This is a genomic window from Mesorhizobium sp. M7A.F.Ca.US.014.04.1.1 (genome assembly GCF_003998745.1).
Taxonomy (GTDB): Bacteria; Pseudomonadota; Alphaproteobacteria; order Rhizobiales; family Rhizobiaceae; genus Mesorhizobium; species Mesorhizobium ciceri.
This window is the reverse complement of record NZ_RZRW01000387.1, coordinates 1-5654: the sequence shown is the minus strand read 5'-3', so window position 1 is coordinate 5654 and position 5654 is coordinate 1. Positions and strand designations below refer to the sequence as shown.

Annotated in this window: 8 protein-coding genes; 6 read left to right on the top strand and 2 right to left on the bottom strand. The window is 63.7% G+C overall.

Features of this window, described 5'->3' with window-relative positions; genetic code table 11:
* Positions 1–283: beta-ketoacyl synthase N-terminal-like domain-containing protein (locus EOA22_RS22805; protein ID WP_281040778.1), on the bottom strand; the 283-nt coding region annotated here is incomplete at its 3' end.
* Between the two features lie 44 nt (positions 284–327).
* Complete coding sequence (locus EOA22_RS22800; RefSeq protein ID WP_063169745.1) at positions 328–906, bottom strand: TetR/AcrR family transcriptional regulator; 579 nt, start codon at positions 904–906, stop codon at positions 328–330.
* A gap of 80 nt (positions 907–986) precedes the next feature.
* Between EOA22_RS22800 and EOA22_RS22795 the strand changes: the two genes are divergently transcribed.
* The 6 genes from EOA22_RS22795 to EOA22_RS22770 all read left to right on the top strand — a co-directional run.
* Positions 987–1346 carry a hypothetical protein gene (locus EOA22_RS22795; RefSeq protein ID WP_063169746.1) on the top strand — a complete coding sequence of 120 codons (360 nt, stop codon included), beginning with the start codon at positions 987–989 and terminating at the stop codon, positions 1344–1346.
* Between the two features lie 86 nt (positions 1347–1432).
* Positions 1433–1891, top strand: a complete 459-nt coding sequence (locus EOA22_RS22790) for a nuclear transport factor 2 family protein (RefSeq protein WP_063169747.1) — start codon at positions 1433–1435, stop codon at positions 1889–1891.
* 286 nt (positions 1892–2177) lie between these two features.
* Positions 2178–2957, top strand: coding sequence for an ABC transporter ATP-binding protein (locus EOA22_RS22785; protein WP_024502054.1), 780 nt, complete (start codon positions 2178–2180; stop codon positions 2955–2957).
* Between the two features lie 46 nt (positions 2958–3003).
* Positions 3004–4764 carry an excinuclease ABC subunit UvrA gene (gene uvrA / locus EOA22_RS22780; RefSeq protein WP_281040779.1) on the top strand — a complete coding sequence of 587 codons (1761 nt, stop codon included), beginning with the start codon at positions 3004–3006 and terminating at the stop codon, positions 4762–4764.
* Positions 4765–4794: 30 nt separating this feature from the next.
* The gene (locus tag EOA22_RS22775) at positions 4795–5265 is read left to right on the top strand and encodes a GNAT family N-acetyltransferase (protein WP_063167931.1); all 471 of its coding nucleotides are present in this window, start codon (positions 4795–4797) and stop codon (positions 5263–5265) included.
* A 26-nt stretch (positions 5266–5291) separates the two neighbouring features.
* Positions 5292–5654, top strand: a 363-nt coding sequence (locus EOA22_RS22770; RefSeq protein ID WP_127390229.1) for a DUF72 domain-containing protein, incomplete at its 3' end; no start/stop codon positions are given.

The window sequence follows — 5654 nt, the reverse complement described above, 5'->3', positions numbered from 1 at the left end:
CCTGCGCAAGCGCCTCTTCCGCCGCCGCCAGCGCGAAGAGAATGAACCGGTCTACCTTGCGCTGATCCTTCGCGGACAGGACGGCATCGGCATCGAAACCAGCCTCGGGGTCTTCGCCCAGGGAGGGAACCACGCCGCCAATCTTAGCCGGCAGCTCTCCCACCACATCGTCAGGAAGCCTGCGAACGCCAGACCGGCCGGCAAGCAGGCGTGACCAGGACGCTTCGACATTGGCGGCAAGGGGCGTGACCGCACCCATGCCCGTGACGACAATCCGTTCCATCTGCTCTCCTATCCTTGCTGTGCTGGCGGCGCTGCTCGCGCCGTTCAAGTAGCGACTGCTTCGCGAACCTGATCGGCCGCCGCATCCAGAAAAGCCTGCGCAAGGTCGGGGTCGTTGACGACCCGCGACAGCACGACCGCGCCGACCATCGTCGAGAGAACGGCCATTGCCTTGTTGCCGGTCTTTTCGATGTCGCCCTCGCCAACCCAACCGCCGAGCATCTCGAGGTACGCCTTGATGCCGGCTTCGAATGACGCCTTCACCTCGGCACCTTGCCTGGCGGCATCCGAGCCGAGCGCAACGACCGGGCAGCCGTCCATCTTTTCTCCGCGATGATCCATGCTGAGGTAGAATGAGATCACCCCGTCGAGCGGGTTCCCGGGATTTGCCGCGGTCGCGGCCGACCATTTGTGGGTGGCGCTTTCCATCGCCCGCCTGGACGCCAGCGCCGCCAGATCGTCCTTCGACTCGAATTGCTTGTAAAAGGCGCCCTGGGTCAGCCCGGCCCCTTTCATCAGATCCTTGAGGCCGATGCCGTCGAACCCGCGCTCCCGAAAAAGCCGGCTTGCCACATTGATCACGGTCTCACGGTTTTCCGCGGCCTGAGTGCGACTTACACGCATCGTCATCTCCTTTTTTAGATTGCATTCGTAATCTATACCCTATATAGAGGGTGAACGCAATCTAAAAAAGGACAAATGAGATGATCCGCAAAACCTTGGGCGCCTCGCTGCTGGCGGCGCTGTTTCTTGCAACCCCGGCTCTTGCCGAGGAAGCCACCATCGGGCGCCCGATCGAAGGCGGTAGCCTGCACCAGGCACACCTGGACATGGTGGTCTACTACGTTCCGGACGGCGACCTGCTTGAGGTCACCGCCACTTTCGCACCGAAGACCGGGGGTGATCCGCTGCGGGTTGTCATGGGCCTCGCCAACAGTGACTCCGTGGCGTTTTCCATACCTGGCCACCCGGGCTCGCTCTACGCGTTCTCAAGGTCCGGTGAGGAAGTGACGGTCTCGACCGAGACGGACACATCCCTGCGAGCCGACGCGACAATGCCCTGACCTGACGCGCAGACCGCGGCCGAGCGATGCTGGCCGGGGTCTCGCGTCGGAACGGCGCGCCACCGATAAGTTTGGAGAGAGGTCACATGCTTTACAGCTATTTTGTCGAGAAATCGATCCGGCAGAGCTTCGACGACGTCAACAACCATCGCTGGGATGCGGCGGTGAAGGCCATCGCGCCGCATGTCCATCACCGGGTTGGTGGCGCACACGCGCTTGGTGGCGAGCGCCACGACAAGCAGGCCCTGCGCCGGTGGTTCGAGCGCCTCGGCCGTGTTCTGCCCACTCTCCATCTCACGGTCAACCACGTGTGGGTGAAGGGCTGGCCGTGGCATACCACCGTGTTTGCCCAGTGGGATGGCACCGCTACCCTGCTCAACGGCGATACGTCCTACGTCAACCGTGGTCTCCACGTGTTCACGCTGCGGTGGGGCAGGGTTCATGCGCTCGAGGAATTCTACGATTCACAGGCGGCGGCGCGCGCTCTCGCCGCCCAGGCCGCAGCCGGCCTCGAAGAAGCTGTCGCCGAACAGACAACAAGCTAGCACAAGCGCGGTCCGAGGACGCCCAAGGTCTACGGGCCGGTGGCGCCGATCGTCTTCGTCTCGTGCCTTGCGCCCACGCACTATGCGCGCAGGCTCGAGAAGCGAGCGCTGGCGCGCTGGACTGCAGGCCCTGCATCGATGCCGGTGCTGTCGCGGCAACGGTCGAGCCGAGGCAGGCATACAGCTTTCCTCTTGGGAATAGGACTTGACATCTTGCCGTTCGAATTGTCCATTTGAAGCTTGACCGGGCCGAACGGGGCGGCGAGGGACAGGGGCAAACCGGCGGGTGGATAGACAGTCGAGTCGAGTGCTGTTGAGGACGGTCGGGCTGACAAAAGCCTTTCGAGGGCTGGTTGCCCTGCGTGATCATTCCATCGAGCTCCACGAACGTGAAATCATTGGGGTAATCGGGCCGAATGGCTCGGGCAAGAGCACGCTTTTCAACCTGATCACCGGCTTCTCCCAGCCGAATTCCGGTAGCATCGAGATGGAGGGCCGGTCGATCGTCGGCCTGCGCACATCGCAGATCGTCGCGATGGGCATCGCCCGCACCTTCCAGGGCTCTCGCCTGTTCGGCAGCCTCAGCGTCGCGCAGAACGTGCTGACGGCGGCGCAGTTGCGCCATCCTGTCGGCGCCGCCGATACCGTGCTGCGCGGTCGGCGTTATCGCGAGCGGGTGGCCGCGACCCGGCAGAAGGCCGACGAACTCCTCGACCTCATGGGCCTGACAGATCAGGCCGGCAGGGTCGCCGCGGATCTTCCCTACGGCGATCAGCGGCGGCTGGAGATTGCGCGTGCGTTGGCGACCGGCCCGCAACTGCTGTTGCTCGATGAGCCCGCTGCCGGTCTTGATTCCAACGAGACCAAGGTGTTGGCAGCGCTGATCCGGACGATCCGTGACCGCTATGGCGTAACGGTGGTCGTTGTCGAGCACGACATGGACCTGATCATGGCGCTGTGCGAACGCATCCAGGTGCTGGCGACTGGCGAGGTGATCTGCGTCGGAACACCGGAGCAGGTACGCGAACACCCGAAAGTGCGGGAGGCGTATCTTGGCCACGCCTAGCCCCGTTCTGCTCAGTGTCGAGAACCTCGAGGTCAATTTCGGCGCGGTGCGTGCGCTGAAGGGCATTTCGCTCGACGTCCATGCCGGCGAGGTGGTGGCGTTGGTGGGCGCCAACGGCGCCGGCAAGAGCACGACCTTGCGCACCATTTCCGGCCTGTCGCGGCCGCGCGGCGGCAGGATCATCTTCGATGGCAAGCCGATTGGAGGTGTCGCTCCGTCGCGCATCGTAAGTCTGGGCATCGCGCAGAGCCCGGAGGGCAGGCGCCTGTTCGGCGGCCTGACGGTGGCTGACAATCTGCGGCTCGGCGCCTGCACCCGCACCGACAAGGATGCCATCCTCAGAGACAGCGAGCGCATGTTCATGCTGTTCCCGATTCTCAAGCAGCGGCTGAAGCAACTGGCCGGCACGCTGTCGGGCGGCGAGAGCCAGCGCATCCGGCTGGCATCGCAGATCGGCTCCGGCCTGACCGGCGTGCTCTATGTGCTGGACGAGCCGTCGATCGGCCTGCACCAGCGCGACAATGCGCGCCTGCTCGATACGCTGAAGCACCTGCGCGACATCGGCAACACGGTGATCGTCGTCGAGCATGACGAGGACGCCATCCTGCATGCCGACTATGTCGTCGACATGGGCCCGGCCGCCGGCATCCATGGCGGCGAGATCATCGCCCAGGGCACGCCGCAGCAGGTCATGGCCAATCCCAATTCGATCACCGGCAAATATCTGTCGGGCGCGCTCGAAGTGGCGACGCCCGGCGTGCGGCGTGAAGCGAAGAAGAACCGCCGCATCAAGATCGTCGGCGCGCGCGGCAACAATCTGAAGAACGTCACCGCCGAAATCCCACTCGGCACCTTCACCGCCGTCACTGGCGTGTCCGGCGGCGGCAAGTCGACCTTCCTGATCGAGACGCTGTTCAAGGCCGCTTCGAGACGCATCATGGGCTCGCGCGAACATCCGGCCGACCACGACCGCATCGAGGGCCTCGAATTCCTCGACAAGGTCATCGACATCGACCAGTCGCCGATCGGCCGCACACCGCGTTCAAACCCGGCCACCTATACCGGCGCCTTCACGCCGATCCGCGACTGGTTCGCTGGCCTGCCGGAGGCCAAGGCGCGCGGCTATCAGCCGGGACGCTTTTCGTTCAACGTCAAGGGCGGCCGCTGCGAGGCCTGCCAGGGCGACGGCGTCATCAAGATCGAGATGCACTTCCTGCCCGACGTCTACGTCACCTGCGACGTCTGTCACGGCAAGCGCTATAACAGAGAGACGCTCGATGTCCTGTTCAAGGGCAAGTCGATCGCCGACGTGCTCGACATGACGGTCGAGGAAGGCGTCGATTTCTTCGCCGCCGTGCCCGGCGTGCGCGACAAGCTCGACACGCTGAAGCAGGTCGGCCTCGGCTACATCCATATCGGCCAGCAGGCGACAACGCTGTCCGGCGGCGAGGCGCAGCGCATCAAGCTGGCCAAGGAACTGTCGCGCAAGGCGACCGGCAAGACGCTCTATATCCTGGATGAGCCGACCACTGGCCTGCATTTCCACGACGTTGCCAAACTGCTGGAAGTGCTGCACGAACTGGTAGACCAGGGCAACACGGTGGTGGTCATCGAGCACAATCTCGAAGTGATAAAAACCGCGGACTGGGTGCTCGACCTCGGCCCCGAAGGCGGCGATGGCGGCGGCGAACTGGTCGCCTCCGGCACGCCGGAAGCCATCGTGCGCGAAAAGCGCAGCTACACCGGCCAGTTCCTCAAGGAGCTTCTGGAGCGACGTCCCGGAGGCAAACGCGAAGCGGCGGAGTGATCGACCGGTTGGCGCCTGGAGAGCTTTTGAATGACAATCAGAAGAGCGCTTGCCGGTGATCTCCAAACCGTCGTCTCGCTGACGGAAGCGGCTTATGCGCCTTACATCGCACTGTTCGGCGCGCCGCCGGTCCCGGTCACCGAGGACTATGCACCGCGCATCGTGCGCGGCGAGGTCTGGTTGCTGGAAAGTGGCGGCGAGCTTGCCGGGCTGATCACGCTGGAGCGACATGACGACCACGCGATGATCTTCTCCGTCGCGGTCTCCCCCGACTTTCAAGGCAAGGGCTTCGGCATTGCGCTGCTGAAACACGCGGATGAGCAGACCCATCTCTGGGGTCTGCCAGAAGTGCGGCTCTACACCAACGCCAGGATGGAGCGGAACATTGCGCTCTATCTTGCCTATGGTTTCCACGAAACGGGTCGCCGGCCCAATCCCTACCGGCCAGGATGGGTGCTCGTCGACATGGCCAAAACCGTCGATCAGATCACCGCGGCCTGATCTTTTTCTGCATTGGGAGGATGACAATGAGCACATCGGGAACAATCCGCGCCGGCATGGGCGGCTGGACCTTCGAACCCTGGGATACGTCCTTCTATCCCGACAAGCTTCCCAAGGCCAAGCAGTTGAACTACGCCACTCGCCAGGTGCCGAGCATCGAGGTCAACGGCACTTACTATTCCAGCTTCAAGGAGCCGACCTTCGTCAAATGGGCCAGCGAGGCGCCGGACGGCTTTGTCTATTCGCTGAAGGGCAACCGCTTCGTCACCAACCGGCGCGTGCTGGGCGAGGCCGGCGAATCGATGATGCGCTTTCTTGGCTCCGGCGTGGCGGCGCTCGGCGAAAAGCTCGGGCCGATCCTGTGGCAGGTCGCACCGATCAAGAAATTC

Excerpts from the sequence above, each read along its gene's own strand:
- EOA22_RS22800 (WP_063169745.1), bottom strand. The coding sequence starts at position 906 with ATGCGTGTAAGTCGCACTCAGGCCGCGGAAAACCGTGAGACCGTGATC.
- EOA22_RS22795 (WP_063169746.1), top strand. The coding sequence starts at position 987 with ATGATCCGCAAAACCTTGGGCGCCTCGCTGCTGGCGGCGCTGTTTCTT.
- EOA22_RS22790 (WP_063169747.1), top strand. The coding sequence starts at position 1,433 with ATGCTTTACAGCTATTTTGTCGAGAAATCGATCCGGCAGAGCTTCGAC.
- EOA22_RS22775 (WP_063167931.1), top strand. The coding sequence starts at position 4,795 with ATGACAATCAGAAGAGCGCTTGCCGGTGATCTCCAAACCGTCGTCTCG.